Annotated in this window: 16 protein-coding genes; 1 reads left to right on the forward strand and 15 read right to left on the reverse strand. The window is 70.7% G+C overall.

What is annotated here, in order from left to right; genetic code table 11:
• Positions 1–2: 2 nt before the first annotated feature.
• The 15 genes from tssK to B0920_RS06285 form a co-directional block, all read right to left on the reverse strand.
• Positions 3–1,340 carry a type VI secretion system baseplate subunit TssK gene (tssK, locus tag B0920_RS06215; RefSeq protein ID WP_078031678.1) on the reverse strand — a complete coding sequence of 446 codons (1,338 nt, stop codon included), beginning with the start codon at positions 1,338–1,340 and terminating at the stop codon, positions 3–5.
• A gap of 29 nt (positions 1,341–1,369) precedes the next feature.
• A complete protein-coding gene (gene tagH / locus B0920_RS06220; RefSeq protein ID WP_218669341.1) occupies positions 1,370–2,776 on the reverse strand; it encodes a type VI secretion system-associated FHA domain protein TagH in 1,407 nt (468 codons plus the stop codon).
• Between the two features lie 17 nt (positions 2,777–2,793).
• On the reverse strand, positions 2,794–4,767 hold the full coding sequence (locus tag B0920_RS06225; RefSeq protein ID WP_078031679.1) for a type VI secretion system Vgr family protein: 1,974 nt from the start codon (positions 4,765–4,767) through the stop codon (positions 2,794–2,796).
• A 3-nt stretch (positions 4,768–4,770) separates the two neighbouring features.
• On the reverse strand, positions 4,771–5,493 hold the full coding sequence (locus B0920_RS06230) for a hypothetical protein (protein ID WP_078031680.1): 723 nt from the start codon (positions 5,491–5,493) through the stop codon (positions 4,771–4,773).
• A 160-nt stretch (positions 5,494–5,653) separates the two neighbouring features.
• Entirely contained in the window at positions 5,654–8,317 is a 2,664-nt protein-coding gene (tssH, locus tag B0920_RS06235; protein ID WP_078031681.1) for a type VI secretion system ATPase TssH, read from the reverse strand.
• Between the two features lie 12 nt (positions 8,318–8,329).
• Positions 8,330–9,376 carry a type VI secretion system baseplate subunit TssG gene (gene tssG, locus B0920_RS06240; protein WP_218669342.1) on the reverse strand — a complete coding sequence of 349 codons (1,047 nt, stop codon included), beginning with the start codon at positions 9,374–9,376 and terminating at the stop codon, positions 8,330–8,332.
• Complete coding sequence (gene tssF / locus B0920_RS06245; protein WP_078031682.1) at positions 9,361–11,244, reverse strand: type VI secretion system baseplate subunit TssF; 1,884 nt, start codon at positions 11,242–11,244, stop codon at positions 9,361–9,363. The genes tssG and tssF overlap by 16 nt, the downstream gene beginning before the upstream one ends.
• A complete protein-coding gene (tssE, locus tag B0920_RS06250; protein WP_078031683.1) occupies positions 11,241–11,756 on the reverse strand; it encodes a type VI secretion system baseplate subunit TssE in 516 nt (171 codons plus the stop codon). Before tssE ends, tssF begins: the two co-directional genes overlap by 4 nt.
• A 70-nt stretch (positions 11,757–11,826) precedes the next feature.
• A complete protein-coding gene (locus tag B0920_RS06255) occupies positions 11,827–12,306 on the reverse strand; it encodes a type VI secretion system tube protein Hcp (RefSeq protein ID WP_078031684.1) in 480 nt (159 codons plus the stop codon).
• Between the two features lie 46 nt (positions 12,307–12,352).
• Entirely contained in the window at positions 12,353–13,834 is a 1,482-nt protein-coding gene (gene tssC, locus B0920_RS06260; protein ID WP_218669374.1) for a type VI secretion system contractile sheath large subunit, read from the reverse strand.
• Positions 13,835–13,848: 14 nt separating this feature from the next.
• Positions 13,849–14,388 (reverse strand): type VI secretion system contractile sheath small subunit, encoded by a 540-nt coding sequence (gene tssB / locus B0920_RS06265; protein WP_078031686.1) that lies wholly within the window; start codon positions 14,386–14,388, stop codon positions 13,849–13,851.
• A 74-nt stretch (positions 14,389–14,462) separates the two neighbouring features.
• Entirely contained in the window at positions 14,463–15,503 is a 1,041-nt protein-coding gene (gene tssA, locus B0920_RS06270; protein WP_078031687.1) for a type VI secretion system protein TssA, read from the reverse strand.
• 53 nt (positions 15,504–15,556) lie between these two features.
• Positions 15,557–16,420: a PP2C family serine/threonine-protein phosphatase gene (locus tag B0920_RS06275; RefSeq protein ID WP_218669343.1), complete on the reverse strand. Its 864-nt coding sequence runs from the start codon at positions 16,418–16,420 to the stop codon at positions 15,557–15,559.
• Positions 16,402–17,118 (reverse strand): anti-sigma factor domain-containing protein, encoded by a 717-nt coding sequence (locus B0920_RS06280; RefSeq protein ID WP_078031689.1) that lies wholly within the window; start codon positions 17,116–17,118, stop codon positions 16,402–16,404. The genes B0920_RS06275 and B0920_RS06280 overlap by 19 nt, the downstream gene beginning before the upstream one ends.
• Entirely contained in the window at positions 17,115–17,720 is a 606-nt protein-coding gene (locus B0920_RS06285; RefSeq protein WP_078031690.1) for an RNA polymerase sigma factor, read from the reverse strand. Before B0920_RS06285 ends, B0920_RS06280 begins: the two co-directional genes overlap by 4 nt.
• A gap of 244 nt (positions 17,721–17,964) precedes the next feature.
• Here B0920_RS06285 and B0920_RS06290 point away from each other — a divergent pair, with 244 nt between their 5' ends.
• Positions 17,965–18,579 (forward strand): RNA polymerase sigma factor, encoded by a 615-nt coding sequence (locus tag B0920_RS06290; protein WP_179119104.1) that lies wholly within the window; start codon positions 17,965–17,967, stop codon positions 18,577–18,579.
• Positions 18,580–18,619: the final 40 nt, after the last annotated feature.

Genomic DNA, 18,619 nt, shown 5'->3' on the forward strand with positions numbered 1-18,619 from the left:
CTTCATTGATGGTTGCGGATCGCCCAGAACTGCATCTGCAGGCCGGGGAAGCTCCCCGCCACGTGCATCGCCAGGCCGGCCGAATTCAGCAGCTGCGCCCAGTAGTCGCTGCCGCGGTCGAGCTCGAAATAGCTGTATCCGGCCAGGAAAGGCAACTGGCGCGGCGCGACCGGGAGCGGGCGCAGGACCACGCCCGGCAACTGCAGGTTGACCAGGTCGCGGATGGTCTCGACCGAACCGATCTTGACCTGGGGCGGAAAGCCGTTGCGCAGGGCCTCCGGCGGCATCTGGGCGTGCACCGCGAGCACGAAGCTGGCGGAGCGCAGCAGCGCCGGGTCGGGCATGACGGCGACCCGGATGCCGAACTGGCGCTCTTCCAGCGCGATCGGCACCACGCTCGGGTCCATTACCACCGACAGGGAGCGGCGCAGGTCGAGCATCAGGGGCGCGAAGCTGGCGTCCAGGGCGTCGTGGCGGTACACCGGGTAGCGCGGCGCGCGCTTGTCGGGACGGGTGAAGGTCGCCAGCTCGCCCGCCAGACCGCACAGCGTGCGGTAGAGGTCTTCCGGATGCAGGCTCCTGGTCGCCGCCAGGTGGCTCACCAGCGGCTCGCTGCGGTTGAGCGCCTGCAGCAGCAGGAAGTCGGCGATCTCGGACGCCCCGCTGGCCTGCGGCTGGGCCAGGCGATTCGCGAGCGCGTCGGCGCGCTGGCGCAGCAGGCCGTGCAGCTCGTCGAGAAAGGCCGCCAGGGTCGGCGCGGCGTCCAGGGCCAGGCATGGCGGCAGGTAGTCCGGGTCGAGCACCACCTGGCCGTCGGCGCGCCGCTCGACCACCCGCGCCACGCCGAGGGTCGCGTGGCCGTCCGCCACCTGCTGCTGCAGGGCCAGGCGCAGGCGCAGCTTGCCGATGCCGACCACGGCGCTCACGTCCAGCCCATTGCTGTCCCAGGCCTCGATCTCGTCGCTGCGGTGGCGCGCGAAGTTGTCCGGCCCCGGGCGGTCGTCGACCTCGGGCTGGCCATGGCGGCGCAGCGGCAGGGCCAGGGCCACCACCGCGTCGCGGGCGTCGAGCGGGATCTCGAGCGCGGGCGGCAGGTCCTCGTCGCCGTCCAGGCCGAACGGGGTGCCGTCGGGCAGGACGCCTTTGATGGCGCGCAGGGCGAGCTTGCCCAGGGCCAGCTGGGCGCGGTCGATCTCGATGTGCGCCAGGCCCCAGGCATGGGGGCGCAGCGCGCCGACGCGGGCCTCGAGGCGGGTTTCCAGGAAGCGGTCGTGCTGCTGCATGTGCTGCGGCTGCAGCAGCATGCCCTCGGACCAGATGACTTTGCTATTCCACGACATGGTGTCTCGCTAAAGAAGGACGATGGGGTTCAGGCGCGCTCGCCGCGCATGCGCGCGACCTGCTCTTCGTAGGCGACCGAGAATTTTTCGCCGAACAGGCGCTGCAGGTCCTCGTCGGCGTCGCGCGCCAGGTCGCCGTACAGCTCGACCAGGCGGTCCCACATGCGCGCCTTGCGCCGCGCGGGCAGCATGCGCTCGAGCCGGTCCGGGACCGCCAGGCGCTGCTCGATGCGGGCCGGGTCGAAGCGCTGCACCACCGCCGCCAGGGCGGCACGCATTCCGGCGATCACCGCCAGCTCATGGGCCTTGAGGTCCTCGAAGGCGGCGTCGATCGCGGCCAGCGCGCCCAGGTAGCCGGGCGCCTCGGCGCCCAGCATCTGGGCCAGGGCGCCCTCCGGGTCGGGGAAGAACTTGAGCGGATTGTTGGCGCGCGCCGCGATCATGGTCATGTCGATGTGGCTCTCGCGCTTGGTCAGGGCGCGCGCCATTAGCACGCTCATGGTGCCGCCGGTGGCGGCGCGCAGCATGGCGCCCACCAGGCGCGCCAGTTCCTCGGGCGGACGCTGGCTGCGCAGTTCGGGCAGACCCAGTCCCTGCAGCAGCGCGCGCAGCACCACCGCGTCGGCGGCGCCGGCCGGCGCGGCGGCAGGCGGGGACGGAGTCGCTTCCGGCGCCACGGGCGCGGCGACGACCGGCGGTGCGGCCGGCGCGGGCTGCGCCGGGACCGGGACCGGGACTGGGACTGGGGGTGGGGTCGGGACCGGCGCCAGCAGGCTGGCGAGCGGATCGTAGTCCTCGGGAATCGCCAGGTGGACCGGCGCCAAGGGCATGGCCTGGCGTTCGGGCGGCAGGTGGTCGCTCAGCGATCCCGGCGCGGCCAACGGCGCCGGCGCCGCCAGCCCCTCCGGCAACAGTCCATAGGGGTCGGCCGGTGGCGCCCCGCCGTCGCGCAGGATGCCGGCCAGGGCCAGGGCGTCGGCCTGGCTCGCAGGCGGCGCCAGGAAGGGACTCGAGGGCGGCGCCAGCGGCAGGGACGGCGGCGGCGGCGCGATCATGGTCTCGAGGGACTCCGGCGCGGGCGGCGGCGGGGGCAGCAGCAGCTTCACGTCGAGCTGGTAGTCGCCGATCGTCAGGCGGTCGCCGTCGGCCAGCGCGCGCGTCGCGCCGGCTCCGAGAGGCTGGCCGTTGACCAGGCTCGGGTTGGCGCCCTGGTCGCTCAACTGGAAGCGCCCGTCGACCAGGGTTACGGCCGCATGAAGGCGCGAGATGTACTTGCCCGGGTCTTCCAGGGCCAGCAGGTTGGCGGGCGCGCGCCCGATGCTGCCGCCGGCGGCGTCGAAGCGCGCTTCCAGCGGCGCCGGCGGCGGCGCGGCGCGGTAGCTCAGCACGCGCAGCAGCACGGCGGTGGCGGCGGGCGGGCGTTCCATGTTGCTCATGTTCTGGTCCTCTCGGATTACTGTTTGCCGTCGTCCGCTTCGCGGGCCGGCGCCGGCGGCGTCGGCGGCAGCACCGTCGAGGCCAGCACCATGGCGTTGGCCGCGGTCGAGGCGGAAGGCATGGGAATCGGCATGCTGGATGCCAGGATGAGCGCCGGCCCGACGGTCAGGAAGCTGGCGCCGGCCTTGAGCGTGATGCTGGCCCCGGCCTCGATCACCACGTTGGTGCCGCCCTTGATGTGCAGCGAGGTGGCGGCCTGCAGGCCGGCCCGGCCGGCGCTGGCGAGCACCATCTCCGGGCCCGCCGCCAGCGAGAACCGGCCGCCGGCGCGCTCGTTGCGGGCGCCGTCCACGTCGAGGTGGCGGTCGCCGGACGTCTTCTCGAAGCTGTCGCCGCGCGTCACGGTGTGGCGGTCGCGCCCCATCCATTCGAGGAAATCGCGTCCCACGCGGTGCTCGAGGTCGCGCTGGGCGTGCAGGTAGAACTGCTCGCTTCCCTTCTTGTCCTCGAAACGCAGCTCGTTGTAGCCGCCGCCTCCGGTGGTGGAATTGCTCTTGATGGTCGAGCGCGTGGCCTGGCCCGGCAGCGCATAGGGCGGCATGTGGTCGGCGTTGTAGACGCTGCCGGTCACCAGCGGCCGGTCCGGGTCGCCCTCCAGGAAGCTAACGATCACTTCCTGGCCGATGCGCGGCACGAACAGCGCGCCCCAGCGCTTGCCGGCCCAGCCCTGGGCCACCCGCACCCAGCACGAGCTGGTCTCGTTCTCGCGCCCTTCCCGGTCCCAGTGGAACTGGACCTTGATGCGGCCATACTTGTCGGTCCAGATCTCCTCGCCGGCCTTACCGACCACGATCGCGGTCTGCGGACCGTGGACCAGCGGCTTGCGGGTCGCGAGCGGGGCGCGGAAGTCGCGCTGCTTGGGAATCACGCTGAAGCCGCAGCTCAAGATTGGGGCGGGGTCCACCTGCTTGCCCGGGCTGGTGGCCTGGTAGGGGTCGGCGTTGAGCACATAGTCGGCCTCGATGACAAGGTAGTCGCCGTTCTGGTCGGCGCGCGGATGTTCGCGCAGCCGCAGCAGCGCCCCCGGAAACAGTCCGCGCGCGCGGGTCTCGCCGCGCACCCTGCCGTAGCTGGTGTGGGCGGCGTCCAGGCGCACCCGCGCCGCAGCGTCGCCGTCGGCGCGCTCGGTGTAGCCGCCCGGGTAGTCGTACAGCTCATGGCGCGACTCGGCATGGCCGCGGGTTGCGGCCGCCTTGACCAGCAGGTCGGCGGACGGTTTCTCGAAGTCGAAGTCCCTGAGCGTCTGGACGCCCGGCTCCACCTCGGCGCCCATGTGCCACTCGTACACCACCTCGCTCTCGCGCATGGCGTGGTCGAGCGCCGGCATGTAGAGCAGCTCGGCGTAGCCCGGCGCCGGCTTGTGGGCCGCGTAGGAGTCGGCCAGCACCAGGGTGTGGCGCCCGGCCTCGCAGCGGAAGAAATAGTAGATCCCGGCGCGCTCCAGCAGGCGGCTGACGAAGTCGAAATCGGTCTCGCGGTATTGCACGCAATACGGCAGCGGCTTGTAGCTGCGGCTGATGCCCGAGGTGTCGACGTCCGCGATCGCGTAGGGCGCGAACACCGCCTTGACGATTTCGGGCACCGCCTTGTCCTGGAAGATGCGGCAATCCGAGGAGCGGGTCAGGAACCACAGCCAGGGCCGCACCGTCGCCTGGTAGCTGCTGTAGCGGCCCTGGCGGCCGGTCATGACGAAGCGCGTGACCAGGCCGTGGAACCAGCGCTCGCCCCCGCGCGGCAGCTTGACGCTGATCGCGAGCGGGGTCGCCAGCAGCGCGTCCGGCTGCAGGTCGGCGCGCTCGCTGTACAGGTCGAGATGGTATTCGCTCAGCCGGGACAGGCCTTCGCTGCCGCGCATGTGGCGCAGCAGGAGCACGTCGGGGCCGAGGGCGCTGCGCACCGCGAGGTCGCGCCGGTTCTGTGTGGTGTTCATGGCTTATCCCAGTTTCACGCCCGGGGTGAGCTGCTTGACGTCGAGGATCTGCTGGGCCGAGCCCTTCCAGTCGGTGTACTGAATCCAGAAGGTCCAGAGGCCGCCGCGGCGCCAGCCGAACACATTGACGTAGGGATCGGCGTGCTTGGCCTTGCGGTCGAAGCGCGCCGCCAGCCCGGCATTGGACTTGCCGTTGTAGTGTTCCTTGGTCATGACGCCGAGGTTGCCGACCCCGGCATAGTCCGCGCGCGCCTCGGCGATCATGCGGGATGCGGGCAGGGTTCTGGTCCCCTTCGCGTCCATCAGGTTGTAATGGCTGAAACGCGCGGTTCCGTCGGCCTGGGCGGAATAGGCAGCGCTGCAACCGTCCATTTTCGGCGTCAGCATGATCTCGACGTCGCCGTCCGCAGGAAGCGCAGCCTGTGACTTGCCGCGCGGGACGTAGCCGCTCCAGATGGCGCGGAAGCGTTCTCCACGCGCGAGACGGTCGGCGCCGATCAACTGGGCGTCGGCCCAGCGGATCTCGTACACCCCGGCGTCCGCCTTACGGATCGACATGCCGAGGAAGACGCCGCCACGCGTGCGCGCACTGGCGTCGCGCACCGGGATCAGGACGAAGTCGAAGACGCCCCCGCCGGCCTGCGCGGGGCGTTCGCCGACATAGGTGACGATGTTATTGCGCAGGAACGCGGGAGGGTCGCGCAGGAACTCCGATAAAGCGGGCATGTGTGTCCTTCGATAAGTCAGATGGCGGGTGCGTGCACCGGCCTAGGCGAGAGCACTTACGTGCGATGGCAGCGATTGGACGCAATCGGGCGCGCCGGTTGGCGACGGGGTCCGCGACGCTGCTTCCGTGTACGGTCATGCTTCGCTCCCGGTGCGCGGATCAGTCGAATTCATAGGTGAATTCGCCATCCGCCACGCCCAGCCGGATCGCGGCCAGCGGCCTGGCGTCGAGCAGGCGGCGCAGGACTTCGCCGCTGATCGCCGGCAGCACCGTGTTGGTAAGGATGGCGTCGATCATGCGGCCGCCGCTTTCGTGCTCGGTGCAGCGGCTGGCGACCAGAGCCACCACCGCTTCGTCGTAGCCGAAGGGAACCTGGTGGCGCTCGGCGATGCGCTTGACGATCCGGTCCAGCTGCAGGCGGATGATCGCGCCCAGCATCTCGTCGCTGAGCGGGTAATAGGGCACCGTGACCAGCCGGCCCAGCAGGGCTGGCGGGAACACTTCCATCAGCGGCGCCCTGAGCGCGCCCGCGATCGCCTCGGCCGCCGGCGGCGCCGCGCGGTCGGCGCACATCCGGGTGATCAGCTCCGTGCCGACGTTCGTGGTCAGCAGGATCAGGGTGTTGCGAAAGTCGATGACCCGCCCCTCCCCGTCCTCCATCCAGCCCTTGTCGAAGACCTGGAAGAACAGCTCGTGCACGTCCGGATGGGCCTTCTCGACCTCGTCCAGCAGGACCACGCTATAGGGGCGGCGGCGCACCGCCTCGGTCAGCACCCCGCCCTCCCCATAGCCGACATAGCCCGGCGGGGCGCCCTTGAGCGAGGAGACCGTGTGCGCCTCCTGGTACTCGCTCATGTTGATGGTGATGAGATTCTGCTCGCCGCCGTACAGGGTCTCGGCCAGGGCCAGCGCGGTCTCGGTCTTGCCCACCCCCGAGGTGCCGGCCAGCAGGAAGACGCCGACCGGCTTGCCCGGGTTGTCCAGGCCGGCGCGCGCGGTCTGGACCCGGCGCGCGATGATTTCCAGCGCATGGCGCTGGCCGACGATGCGCCGGCCCAGGGCGTCGGCCAGGCCGAGCACGCCTTCTATCTCGTTCTTCATCATGCGGCCGACCGGGATGCCGGTCCAGTCCTGGACCACGGCCGCCACCGCCTGGCGGTCGACGGTGGGCAGGATCAGCGGCGACTCGCCCTGGCGCGCGGCCAGCTCTTCCTGCAGGGCGCGCAGCTCCTCCAGGCGCGCGGCGCGCCAGAATGCGTTGCCCGCTTCTTCCTCCGGTGCGCGCAGCTCGGCGCGCAGGGCCAGGATGGCGCCGACCAGCTCCTTCTCAATACTCCAGCGTTGCGCCAGTTCCTCCTCCTGTGCGCGCGCCAGGGCCAGCTCGCGCACGGCCACCCGTTCGCGCTCGCCCGGGTCGATGCCGACCGCATGCTCGCGCCCGATGATCGCCAGTTCCGTCTCCAGCGCCTCGATGCGGCGCCGGCAGTCGTCGACCTCGGCCGGGGTGGCGTGCAGGCTGATCGCCACCCGGGCGCTGGCGGTATCGAGCACGCTCACCGCCTTGTCGGGGAGCTGGCGTTCGGCGATGTAGCGGTGCGACAGGCGCACCGCGGCCTCGAGCGCCTCGTCCAGGATCTGGACCCCGTGGTAGCGTTCCAGGCTGGCGACGATCCCGCGCAGCATCAGCACCGCGCGCGCCTCTTCGGGCTGGGCCACCTCGACCGACTGGAAGCGCCGGCTCAGGGCCGGATCCTTCTCGATGTGCTTCTTGTACTCGGCGAAGGTGGTCGCGCCCACGGTGCGCAGGCTGCCGCGCGCCAGCGCCGGCTTGAGCAGGTTGGCGGCGTCGCCGGTGCCGGCCGCGCCGCCGGCCCCCACCAGGGTGTGGGTCTCGTCGACGAACAGGATCACCGGCTTGTCGCTGGCCTGGACTTCGTCGATGACCGAACGCAGGCGCTGCTCGAACTCGCCCTTCATGCTGGCGCCGGCCTGCAGCAGGCCGAGGTCGAGGGTCAGCAGGCGCACCGGCGCCAGGGCCGGCGGCACGTCGCCGCGCGCGATGCGCTGGGCCAGGCCCTCGACCACGGCGGTCTTGCCGACGCCGGCCTCGCCGACCAGGATGGGATTGTTCTGGCGCCGCCGCATCAGGATGTCGATCACCTGGCGGATCTCCTCGTCGCGGCCGACGATGGGGTCGAGCTCGCCCTTCCTGGCCTGGGCGGTCAGGTCGGTGGTGAAGCGCGCCAGCGCCTCGCCCTTGCCCAGGGCGGCCGGGGCCAGTGCCTGCGAGGCCTCACCCGGCTCGCCCGGCGTGGCCTGGAAGCCGTCGCTGGCCTGCATGGCGGCTTCCGGCGAGCCGCCCAGCAGGTCTCCGAAGCGGCCGAGCAGGTCCTCGAGCCTGATGCGCGCGAACTGGCCCGAGATGCCGACCAGGGCGTTGCGCAGGCCGGGCGTCTTGAGCAGGGCCACCACCAGGTGGCCGGAACGGACCTGGGACTCGCCGAACATCAGGGTCGCATAGACCCAGGCGCGCTCCACCCCTTCCTCGAGCTGGTGCGAGAGGTCGGTGATGGCGGCGGCGCCGCGCGGCAGGCGGTCGAGGGCGGCGGTGATGTCGCGCGCCAGGGCGGCCGCATCGATGTCGTACTCGCGCACGATGCGCAGCAGGTCCGAGTCCTGGGCCTGGAGCAGCTGGTGCAGCCAGTGGGCCAGCTCGACGTAGGGGTTGCCGCGCAGCTTGCAGAACACGGTGCTGCTTTCGATCGCGCGGTAGCACAGGGCGTTCAGTTTCCCGAACAGGGCGGTGCGGCTGATGTCAGCCATGATGTCTCCTTGTCAAGTCGAAAAAGTCCGCGCCCGGCGCGGCGCCAGCCGCAGCTGGCGGTCGTCGCTTTCCGGCGCGCGGGAGCTGAGCCAGCTGGTCCAGCCCAGCCGGGTGTCGCGGCCGAGGCGCAGCCCCGGCAGGGTTTCCCTGGTGACGATCAGCCTGAGCTCCCAGTCCAGGGCCAGGCCGGCGTATTGACGCACCCAGTCGCTCAGCTGGCGCATGCCGGGGGTGCCCGGCAGCAGCGCGCGCGCTCGCTCGGCCGTCACCGGGCCGACCAGAAGGCGGAAGCGGTGCTGGGCGTTCCAGACGCTGCGCCCCATGACCGTGCCCTGGCCCAGGCGTTCGGCGCCCGGTCCGCTCCGCAGTCGGCACAGGCCATCCTCCGGAAGGCGCATCCAGCTGCCGGCGAACTGCTCCACCTCGACCGGCGCCTGGAGGAAGTCGCCGAGGATCGCGGCCAGGCCGGTCGCGCTGCGCTGGTGCGGAGCGAGGCGCCCGGCCATGTGCAGCTTGGCCGCGTCCGGCACCGCGTCGCGTTCGCGCAGCGAGGGCATGCCGATCCCGACCAGCGCGCCGACATAGGCGGCGAAGCGGTCCTCGCCGGGCCGGTCGCGGCTCACCGCCGGCTGGGCGCTGGCCCAGGCGCGGTACAGCAGGCCGATCATGCGGTGCTGCAGCATGTCGAGGAAGCGCGCCGGGCCCGGGTCGTCGTGGTGGCGCAGGCGCTCGCGCACGTGCTCGGTCAGGTGCACCGGCATCGGCCCGTTGGCGCCGAGCAGGCCGAAGAAGTTCAGCAGCAGGCGCGGCGCGGGCATGTCCCCCTGGGCGTCGGCCTGCGCGCCCTCCCCGCCGCGCTCGAGCGCGGCCAGCATGTGCGGTTCGAAGGCGAGCGAGGCCTGCTGGCCGAAGCGCAGCGCCTCGTCCTGGGGGCGGCGCGCCTGGCCGATGCGCGGCAGTTCCGGCCAGGCGCATTCCGCCAGCCGCAGGGCCGCGTAGAAATCGAAGGACGCGGGCGTGTCCTCGAGCTCGCGCAGGAGGACTAGAGGGTCGCGCATCGTCCCATCCGTGGCGGCCAGGCCATCACCAGTCCGCGTGTGCTGCTGTGGATCCGGGTCTCGGTGAAGCTGTTCAGGCTCACGTACTTGGCCAGGAACTGCTCCAGCACCATGCCCAGCACGAACACGCCGCTTCCGGCGAAGGCGGCCTCGTCGAAACTCAGATCGACCCGCAGCCCGCGTCCGAAACTGGCGGGGCCGGGCAAGGCCAGGCGCCGCACCACGGCCTCCGCGCGCACCGAGAGCAGGCCCTCGATCTGGCGCTGGGCGCCCAGGGCCTCGCGACCGCAATACAGGCGCAGCATCTCGCGCAGGGCGCTCGCGCCGCCGGCTTCGCCATCGCCACCCTCGGCGTCGAGCAGGGACAGGTAGTTGAGCGAGAGGTGGCTGACCAGGCGCCAGGCGGTCTCGCCCTGGGCGTGCGAGGGCGCCGGCAGGCTCGGGCCGGCGACGCAGCGCACCGAGCGCACCGGGGCCCCGGCGCCGATCGTGAAATCGGTCTTGCCGGCGCCCAGCGGCATGCCGAGCACCAGGTCGCGGTTGGTGCACAAGGTCTCGACGCCGAGCTGGCGCAGACTGGCGTCATAGGGCGCCTGGCGGCCGTCCACCAGCGACAGGAAAACCTCGCTGCCGACGTAGCCGGAACGCGCTCCCTCGCGCCGCTGGCGCTCCGACAGCAGGCGCGCCTCGCGCCGCAACTGGTAGTAGGCGCGCCCCTCCCCGCCCTGCAGGTCGTTGGCGCGGTAGAAGGAATCGAAGCGCTGCACCGCGTCCGCTCCGCTGCCGTAGCCGGTCACCTCGCGCACCGCATAGACCTCGTAATCCATCGGCCGGGTGCGGTCCGGCACCACGTGGTGCTCGGCCTGGCGCTCGGACAGGTGGATGCGATCGGCGCGCTTGGGAAACAGGTTGATCGCCGGGCTGCAGTAGAGGGCGAAACAGTCGGCGTCGACCGCCGATTCGAGCAGCGGATCGAAGCTCTTGAACAGCACCGCGATCTCGATCTCGCCCTCGGCGCAGCGCCGCAGCGCCGGGTTGAGCCCGGACAGCGCCACGAACAGGAATCGCTCCGGGAGCGCGAAGTACTCGTGCAGCAGGCGGTAGCCCTCGAAGCTGCGGGCGCTGGCCGGCAGCAGGGCCTCGTCCTCGGCGCTGCCCATGGGCTGCAGGCTGGCGGCCGGCAGGAAACTGTGCCAGGCGGCGTCGCCGACCGGCTTGACCAGCACCCCGGCGGCGCGCGCCAGGAGCTGCTCCAGCATGCGCACGGGGGTGGTTTCGCTGCCGCGCAGGAACAGGGGCAGCCGGTCCAGGGCCAGTTCGGCGAAGGACAGGCCGGCGCCACAGCGCAGGCGCAGGCGCAGGGCCGCCTTCACCGGCCCCAGTCGCCCCAGGTCGACGCCGTCCAGCTGGCTGCCGCAGGCCGCATAGCGGGCCTGGGTCAGCGCCACCGGCCACAGGGTCACCTCGTGGGCGGTGCGGAATTCGCAGGCGGTCTGGTCGCCCTTGCCCAGCATGCCGTGCAGGGTGCTGCCGCGCGCCAGGGTATAGCCCTGGGCCAGGCTGCCCTCGTCCATGTCGGGCTGCATCTGCACCACCGCCATCGCCGGCGTCGGCGCCAGGTACTGGGGATAGACCAGCTCCAGCAGGTGGTTGGTGAAACGGGGGAATTCGGCGTCGACCTTGAGCTGCACCCTGGCGGCCAGGAAGCTCACGCCTTCGAGCAGGCGTTCCACATAGGGGTCGGCGCAGGCCTGGGTTTCGAGGCCCAGGCGGCCGGCGATCTTGGGGAAGGCGCGCGCGAACTCGCCACCCATCTCGCGCAGGTATTGCAGTTCGGCCTCGTAGTAGCGCAGCAGTTCCGGGCTCATCTCTCCTCCGTGTCCAGGTCGTAGAGGCGCACCGCGCCCAGTTCGAGATCGAGCTCGGTGCGCACGTAGAGCCGCTCGGGCAGGGGCTGGCCCCAGAGCTCCCCGCGGATCTCGAAGGCCAGCTGGTTGGCGCCGTCGCGCGCCTGGCCCGCCCCCAGCACCACCACGTCCAGGCTGTCGCGCAGGATGCGCGGCTCGAAGTCCCAGATCGCCTGGCGGATGGCGCGCGCCACCGCCCCGCGGTCGATGCCGGAGGCGGTCTTGCCGGCCAGGTCGGGCAGGCCGAAGTTGAGCACCGAGCGCTGCACCTGGGGCGCGCCCTCGAGCGTCTGGACGGCGGCCAGGCAGGTGGTGTTCAGCAGCCAGCCGAGGTCGCGCAGCACGGCGCGGCGCAGGCCGCGCAGGGACAGCACGCGCTGCTCGCGCGACTCCAAACGGTTGCCGCGGTCGTCGTCGGCGAGCCGGTCCAGCAGGGCCGGCTGCAGGCGGTCCTTGCTCAGCAGTTCAGCCATGCCGCCCTCCCCCGTGCCCGTGTGCGCTGTTCATAGCCCGCCTCTGCCCGCATTTGCCAAATTCGCTTCCTTAGTAGGTCGCGTTCTTTTCCAGGTCCCACTTCTTCGCGGTGCCGGTGACAACCTTGTCGCCGGTGAAGGAGTCGTACTGGTAGCTGATCTTGGTGAAGTTGATCGAGAAGGTCTCGCTCGGGCGCTCGCCGCCGCTGCTCACCGAGTAGGAGCTCACGATGGCTTCGTCCAGCTCCATCTTCAGGAACACCTGTTCCTTCTTGTCGGCGCCGCCGGTGTGGATGAAGTGGATCTCGGCCTTGCCCAGGGCCTTGCCGCACACGGCCTGCATGAACAGGTCGGCCGAGGCGATGTCGGTGGCCTTGCTGAGCGAGATCTCGGAAAACGAGGGGTTGCTGGTGTCGCGGTCGGCGCCGCCGCCGCTGCTCGAGATGGCGCGGCCGACGCCCATCTGGATCGAATCGATGGTGATCCAGTCGGCGTGGCCCGAGACGGTGGAAGTGCCTTTGATCGGGGTGGCGAATTTCAGCAGAATCATGGGTGGTCCTCAGGTGGTGGTGATCGAAATTGACGGGTGGGCGCCTTCAGGCCTTGGCCGAAGGCAGTTTGGAAACCAGGCGCAGCGACACGGTCAGGCCTTCGAGCTGGTAGTGCGGGCGCAGGAAGAACTTGGAGCTGTAGTAGCCGGGGTTGCCCTCGACTTCCTCGACCACGACTTCGGCGCCGGCCAGAGGCTTGCGCGCCTTGTCGGCCTCGGTGGCGGTGGCCGGGTTGTGCTCGACGTAGCGGCCGATCCAGTTGTTGAGCCAGATCTCCATGTCGCTGCGCTCCTTGAACGAGCCGATCTTGTCGCGGACGATGCACTTCAGGTAGTGGGCGAAGCGGCAGGTCGCGAACAGGTAAGGCAGGCGCGCGGCCAAGTTGGCGTTGGCGGTGGCGTCCGGATCGTCGTACTCGGCCGGCTTGTGCAGGGACTGGGCGCCGATGAAGGCCGCGACGTCGCTGTTCTTCTTGTGCACCAGCGGCATGAAGCCGTTCTTGGCCAGCTCGGCCTCGCGCCGGTCGCTGATCGCGATCTCGGTCGGGCAGGTCATGTCGACCCCGCCGTCGTCGGTCGGGAAGGTGTGCACGGGCAGGTCCTCGACGATGCCGCCGGACTCGATGCCGCGGATCTGCGAGCACCAGCCGTAGCGCTTGAACGAACGGTTGATGTTGACCGCCATCGCATAGGCCGCGTTGGCCCAGGTATAGTCGGCGGCGCGCGGCGCGCTGGTGGTCTCCTCGAAATCGAATTCCTCGACCGGGTTGGTCTTGGCGCCGTAGGGGGCGCGCGCCAGGAAGCGCGGCATGGCCAGGCCGACGTAGCGCGAGTCCTCGGACTCGCGGAAGGAACGCCAGGCGGCGTGCTCCGGGGTCTGGAACAGCTTGGTCAGGTCGCGCGGGTTGGCCAGCTCCTGCCAGGAATCCATCAGCATCACGCTTGGATCGGCGGCGCTGATCAGGGGCGCGTGGGCGGCGGCGGCCACCCGGGCCATCTGGGTCAGCAGCTCGACATCCGGCCCGCTGTTGTTGAAGTAGTAGTCGGCAACGAAGGCGCCATAGGGCTCGCCGCCGAACTGGCCGTATTCTTCCTCGTAGAGCTTCTTGAACACCGGGCTCTGGTCCCAGGCCACGCCCTTGTACTTGCGCAGGGTCTTGTGCAGCTCCTGCTTCGAGATGTTCATCACCCGGATCTTGAGGGTCTCGTCGCTCTCGGTATTGTTGACCAGGTAGTGCAGGCCGCGCCAGGCGCTTTCGACCGCCTGGAATTCCTTGTCGTGCAGGATGTGGTTGATCTGCTCGGTGAGCTTGCGGTCGAGCTGGGCGATCAGGCCTTCGATGGTGGCCAGCACGTCGCCCTGCAGCAGGGCCGCCCCCTCCAGGGCCTGCTCGGCCAGGGTGCGCACCGCGTTCTCGACGGCGTCGCGCGCCTTGTCGGTGCGCGGCTTGAATTCCTGCTGCAGCAGGCTGGCGAAGTCGCTGGTGGCGCTCTCCTGCGCGGCCAGCGGGGCGTTCTGTTCTTGCATGATGGCGGACATGCTCACTCCTGGGGCTGTTGTGCGGTGTCGGTGTCGGCGTCGGCCTCGGCGGGCTTCGGCGCGGAAGTCAGGGCCTGCATCAGGGCCGGGTCCTGCAGCAGGCGCGCGATCAGTTCCTCGGCGCCGGTCTTGCCGTCCATGTAGGTCAGGAGGTTGGACAGCTGGCTGCGCGCTTCCAGCAGCTTGCGCAGGGGCTCGACCTTGCGTGCGATGGCGCCGGGGGTGAAGTCGTCCATGCTCTCGAAGGTCATGTCCAGGGCGATCCGGCCCTCGCCGCTCAAGGTGTTGGGCACGCTGCTGACCACGCGCGGCTTCATCGACTTGAGGCGGTCGTCGAAGTTGTCGACGTCGATTTCGAGGAACTTGCGTTCCGCCACCGGCGGCAGCGGCTCGGCCGGCTTGCCGGACAGGTCCGAGAACACGCCCATCACGAAGGGCAGCTGCACGGTCTTCTCGGCGCCGTAGGCTTCGACGTCGTACTCGATCTGGACGCGGGGCGCGCGGTTGCGCGCGATGAATTTCTGACTGCTTTCTTTAGCCACCTTGGACTCCTGTTGATGTGGGGAGAGTTGACCTACCCGGGCTCCCCGGGCGGGTCCTGCTGTCGCGTGCGGCGCTAGGAATCGCGCCGCACGCCGCTGACCTGGGCCAGCTGGCTCAGCCCGTCCGGAGCGAGTTCCTCCAGCAGCTGAGTGAAGTTCTTGTCCACCAGCCCGCGCGCGCGCTGCAGCAGCAGGGGCACGGGACTGGAGGGTTCCTGCTGCGCATACCAGGCGCAAATGCGGTCGAGCAGGCGCAGCACGTCCTCGCGTCCGGCGATCTCGCCGCCCCTGGCCGGGGAGCGCGCCGGTCCTGCTTCCTGCGGCGCGGCCGCGTCCTCCTGCGCCTGCGGAGCGGCGGCGGCCAGGTCGAGGTAGGGCCGGAGCGCCTGCGCGGCGCGGCGCAGCAGCGTGGCCAGCGGCGCCAGGTCCAGGCCCGCCCCGGCCGCGATCCGTGCCGCCAGGGTGGTTTCGATCGCCTCGACCGCGGCGCCGGCGGCCGCCAGCGCCGCATCGAGCGCGGCCAGCGCCTCGGCCCCGGCCGCACCGAATGCGGCGTCAATGGCGGCGCGCGCCGAGCGGGCGTGTTCGCCTTCCTCGCCTTCCTTCTGCTCGGACGCGGCCTCGATGTCGCGCAGGCTGACGCTGCCGATGGCGCGCACCTGCACCAGGGGCGAGTCGCGCAGTTCGCGCAGCAGGCCGCCCTGCTCCACCAGGGCCGCCAGGGTGTTCACCCTCAGCGTCGGGTCCATGTCGTCTTCCGGGTCGAGCTGGGGATGCAGCTCGTCCCAGCGCTCGGCCAGCAGGGCCGCCACCAGGGCCAGGCCCTGGGCCAGGCCGGCCACGCCCGTCAAGCCGAGCAAGGCGCGGGTGAAGGGCACGGCGATGCGCAGGTCGCGGCTGCGCTCCATCAGGTTCAGCGCCAGTGTGCGCACCCTCGCCCAGTCGGGCGGCTCGGCGGGAGTGATGGTGCTGCCGTACTGGACTTCGGGCTTGCCGCGCGCCGCATCCTCCAGGGCGCGGAAATCGGGGTCGTACTCCAGGTTCTCGCCGGCCGGGTCGGCGCCGGCGAGCGGCGCGGCGAGCGTAAGGATGTCGGTGCTGTCGGTGAGGTGCATGTCGGTTCCAAAGCGAAGCGGGCGCTGGTGCTTGCCCGCGTGTTCGGAAGGACTTACGTGGGGGATGCGCGATTGGACGCAGGCGGCGCGATAAATTCCTGGGCTTGGGGAGCCGCGGCGCGAAAGCGCACCAGCAGCGCGGTCACGTTGTCGCGGCTGCTGTGGGCGCGCGCCAGCTCGACCAGGCCGGCGCAGGCGGCGTCGAGGGCGCGCTCGCGCGCCAGCAGGGCCTCGATCTCGGCGTGGGGCACCCAGCCGTGCAGGCCGTCGCTGCAGATCAGGAGCAGGTCGTCCGCCTGCAGTTCGTGGTAGCCGAGGTCGGGAGCGACGGCGGCGGCCGGGCCGATGGCCTGGAGCAGCAGATTCTGCGGCGGCAAAGCGCCGGGGGCGCCCGACTCCAGCGCGAGCTGGTAGGCGGTCTGATCGCGGGTGAGCTGCACCAGGCGGCCGTCGCGGTAGCGGTACAGGCGGCTGTCGCCCACGTGGAAAAGCGCGAAGGCGTCCAGCTCCGGCAGGAAGCGCAGGCCGGTGAGCGTGGTGCCCATGCCCTTGCCCTCCCCCTGGCCGCGCATGCGGTTCTCCTCGTACACCAGGTGGTTCGCGCATTCGACGGCCTGGCGCAGCAGCACCGTGCCGTGCCAGCGCGGATCGACGTCGGTCGCGTCGGGGTCAGCGCCGCCCGCTTGCGCCCCGAGGCGCGCGGGGGCGTGCGCGCCCAAAAAGGAAGCCAGCGCCGACAGGGCGGCGGCGCTGGCGATCTCGCCGCCCGCGTGGCCGCCCATGCCGTCGGCCACGGCCGCGAGGCCCAGCCGCTGGTCGACCAGGAAGCTGTCTTCGTTGTGCTCCCTGACCTCGCCCGCCACGCTGATGCCATGGGCCTCCATGAGCGCCGTCATGTTCACCAGAACTTCACGCAAGGGCCGCTCAGGACGAAGGGCGCGGTCGGCGCGGCCGCCGCCGGATCGCGCTCGTAGCTGAGCGCCAGGCGCGGGACCTTGGCGAACACCTCCTCGGCCGGCGCGGCCAGGGTGATCATGATCTTGCCGCTGGCCGGCACGTTGGCGATCGGGACCGGGACGCCGTCCTCCGGCAGGGCCCACAGGCGGGCCACCATGCCGGGCGGGATCGCCAGCGGCTGGTGGAGCTTGAGGGTCATGGTGTTGCCGCGGCGGTGCGAGCCGGCCGAGAGCACGGTGCGGCCCTGGGCGTCGCTCAGCACGCCGACGTAGCTGGCCGGCAGCGCATGGTCGACGTGGTGCATGCCGAACATGTGCGCGTTCATGTTGACGGCGCCGATTGCGAAGATGACCCCGAAGCAGAAGCCGAGCGCCGGCCGGCTCCAGGCCAGCAGGCGCTCGCGCCAGGAGGTGGCCGCCGCCTGGCGGCGCGGCCGGGTGCGCGCCGCGATCGCGGTCCACACATTGTCCGGCGGCGTCACCGGAGCCACGGCGTGGAACAGCGGCGCCAGCTTGTTGTTCCAGTCGGCCACCGCGCGCTGGGCCACGGTCGATTGACCCAGCAGGCGCGCGAAGCGCGGCCGGGCGCGCGCCGCCATGGTGCCGAGCACATAGGCGCCGGCCAGCTTGTCCAGCAGTTCGGGACGTTCGTAGTTCATCGCGCCTCCCCGGCCAGCGATTGTTGATGGGATTCCAGGCACTTGCGCAGCCGCTCCAGGCCGCGCCGCACCCAGGCTTTGGCGGTGCCCAGGGGCACCCGCAGGTGCTCGGCCAGCTCCGAGTGCGAGAGGCCGTTGTAGAAGGCCAGCGCGAGCGACTGGCGCTGGGTGGCGTCGAGCTGGGCCACACAGCGGTTCAGGGCGATCGCCTCGGTGGCGGCGTCGAACAGCTCATGCGGGTCGGCGTGTTCGGCGATGCCGTCCGGGCGGCTGATCTCGCCGTCGTCGTAGGAGTCGGTGTGCTCGGACTCGTTCTTGAACTTGCGCAGGTGGTCGAGGGCCTTGTTGCGCACCACGCTGATGAGCCAGGTCATGGGCGTGGACAGGGTCGATGCATAACTGCCGGCCTGCTGCCAGACATTGATGAAGGCCTCCTGCAGGATCTCGTCGGCGGTGGAGCGCGAGCGCAGGTAGCGCAGGGCGACCCCGTACAGGTGGGCGCTGGTGAGCTGGTAGAGCTGCTTGAAGGCTTCGTGGTCCTCGTGGGCAACGCGAGCGAGCAGGTCGACCAGGCGCTGGTTCTCGGGTGTATGTGTGAGCATGGGCTGGCTTAAGGGATAGGTTGGACTGGCGCGCCGTGCGCGCGACGATTGCTTGAGCCCAGATACGCCGAGGGGCCGCATCTGGATGCAGCCCGACGTGCTCCCGCGCCGGAAAACTTTATTTGAAAAATGGAAACGACTGTTATATGATTATTAGCGCAAGCTATCGCATCCAAAACCCTGATAGTTTTGTATAAGCAGAAACGATTGGCCCTGCCCGGCAGTTTGTCGCACGATGCCGGCCATGGATTTCACACTTGACCGACACGGCCGGCTTTCGGCCCTTATCACCGCAGCGGCCGCCGGCGACGAGCGCGCCTTCACCGAATTGCACCGGCTCACCCACAGCTACCTGCACCACGTCGCCCTGCGCCTGCTGCGCGTGCCCAGCGTGGCGGACGAAGTGCTGCAGGACGCCTATCTCAGCATCTGGCTGCATGCCGGCTCGTTCCGGCCGGGCGAAGGCAGTCCCATGACCTGGCTGATCGCCATCGTGCGCCACCGGGCGCTCAGCGTGCTGCGCAGCGCCCGCGAGGGGGACCTCGCATGGACCGGGGACGATGAGTTCGAACGCGCCGAGTGCGCGGCCGAGGATGCCGGCGAGGCCGAGACCGCCGACCTGATCCAGTGCCTGCGACTGCGCGAGGCGATGGGCAAGCTCGATCCCGCGCATCGCAACAGCCTTGCGCTCGCGTTCGGACAGGAGATGACGCACATGGAGATGGCGCGGCACATGGCCGTGCCGCTGGGGACGGTGAAGAGCTGGGTGCGGCGCGGCCTGAGCCGGCTGCGCCATTACCTCGACCACCCGGTCGACGTCGCCCCCTTGCGCAAGGTGACGGCCGGCGCCGCCGTCTAGGCCTGGCCGCCGAATCTGGCCGCCGAAACTCCCACTAAAG

The organism is Massilia sp. KIM (assembly GCF_002007115.1).
In the GTDB taxonomy this organism is placed as follows: Bacteria; Pseudomonadota; Gammaproteobacteria; order Burkholderiales; family Burkholderiaceae_D; genus Telluria.

Bases quoted from the DNA above. Each gene is read 5' to 3' on its own strand.
- tssK (WP_078031678.1), bottom strand. From the start codon at position 1,340: ATGTCGTGGAATAGCAAAGTCATCTGGTCCGAGGGCATGCTGCTGCAG.
- tagH (WP_218669341.1), bottom strand. From the start codon at position 2,776: ATGAGCAACATGGAACGCCCGCCCGCCGCCACCGCCGTGCTGCTGCGC.
- B0920_RS06225 (WP_078031679.1), bottom strand. From the start codon at position 4,767: ATGAACACCACACAGAACCGGCGCGACCTCGCGGTGCGCAGCGCCCTC.
- B0920_RS06230 (WP_078031680.1), bottom strand. From the start codon at position 5,493: ATGCCCGCTTTATCGGAGTTCCTGCGCGACCCTCCCGCGTTCCTGCGC.
- tssH (WP_078031681.1), bottom strand. From the start codon at position 8,317: ATGGCTGACATCAGCCGCACCGCCCTGTTCGGGAAACTGAACGCCCTG.
- tssG (WP_218669342.1), bottom strand. From the start codon at position 9,376: ATGCGCGACCCTCTAGTCCTCCTGCGCGAGCTCGAGGACACGCCCGCG.
- tssF (WP_078031682.1), bottom strand. From the start codon at position 11,244: ATGAGCCCGGAACTGCTGCGCTACTACGAGGCCGAACTGCAATACCTG.
- tssE (WP_078031683.1), bottom strand. From the start codon at position 11,756: ATGGCTGAACTGCTGAGCAAGGACCGCCTGCAGCCGGCCCTGCTGGAC.
- B0920_RS06255 (WP_078031684.1), bottom strand. From the start codon at position 12,306: ATGATTCTGCTGAAATTCGCCACCCCGATCAAAGGCACTTCCACCGTC.
- tssC (WP_218669374.1), bottom strand. From the start codon at position 13,834: ATGCAAGAACAGAACGCCCCGCTGGCCGCGCAGGAGAGCGCCACCAGC.
- tssA (WP_078031687.1), bottom strand. From the start codon at position 15,503: ATGCACCTCACCGACAGCACCGACATCCTTACGCTCGCCGCGCCGCTC.
- B0920_RS06280 (WP_078031689.1), bottom strand. From the start codon at position 17,118: ATGAACTACGAACGTCCCGAACTGCTGGACAAGCTGGCCGGCGCCTAT.
- B0920_RS06285 (WP_078031690.1), bottom strand. From the start codon at position 17,720: ATGCTCACACATACACCCGAGAACCAGCGCCTGGTCGACCTGCTCGCT.
- B0920_RS06290 (WP_179119104.1), top strand. From the start codon at position 17,965: ATGGATTTCACACTTGACCGACACGGCCGGCTTTCGGCCCTTATCACC.